The sequence below is a fragment of the Ensifer sp. NM-2 genome (assembly GCF_003024455.1).
GTDB lineage: Bacteria > Pseudomonadota > Alphaproteobacteria > Rhizobiales > Rhizobiaceae > Ensifer > Ensifer canadensis.
Genome location: NZ_PVZR01000104.1, coordinates 1 through 575 on the forward strand (window position 1 = coordinate 1; position 575 = coordinate 575).

Annotated in this window: 1 protein-coding gene; it reads left to right on the top strand. The window is 67.0% G+C overall.

What is annotated here, in order from left to right; all coding sequences use genetic code 11:
* On the top strand, window positions 1-469 hold a 469-nt coding region (locus C6558_RS40215; protein ID WP_199197138.1), incomplete at its 5' end, for a hypothetical protein.
* Window positions 470-575: the final 106 nt, after the last annotated feature.

A 575-nucleotide genomic window follows, 5' to 3' on the forward strand; every position in this document is an offset into this window, starting at 1 on the left:
GGTGCGCCGCCTTGCCGCGGTCGGTGCTTTCGCCGTGGCTGCGGGGTTGATCCTGGCGTTCATCATGCAGACCTGGTTCCATTACCTGCAGGGCGACTTCTGGCTGAACGCCCTCGCAATGGGATTGACGATGCTCGCGACCTCGGCGTTCATCGTCGGCTGCACCTCCCTGTTCGGCCGGGTCGGCATGGGTATCGGCGCAGTGGTCACGATCTTCATCGGCATCCCGCTCTCCGCGGCCGCGGTCCCGTGGCAGTTCCTCGCCGCCCCGTGGGGGGCGATCGGCCAGTTCCTCGTGCCGGGCGCCTCGAGCACCCTGATCCGTACCCTCAGCTACTTCCCGGACGCCAGCAGCGCACAGCAGTGGTGGACGCTCACCGGTTGGGTTGCGCTCGGCGTGATCCTCGCCCTGGTCGGTCACTTCCGGAGCCGCCCCAGCATGCACGTGCCCGAATCCACCATCGAATAGCCCACCCTCTCGGCGCACGCCGCGCAACCCTCAGACGACCGCACGACCTGAAGGAGACAAACCCATGAAGATCGGAATCCTGGGCACCGGACGTGTCGCAACCACG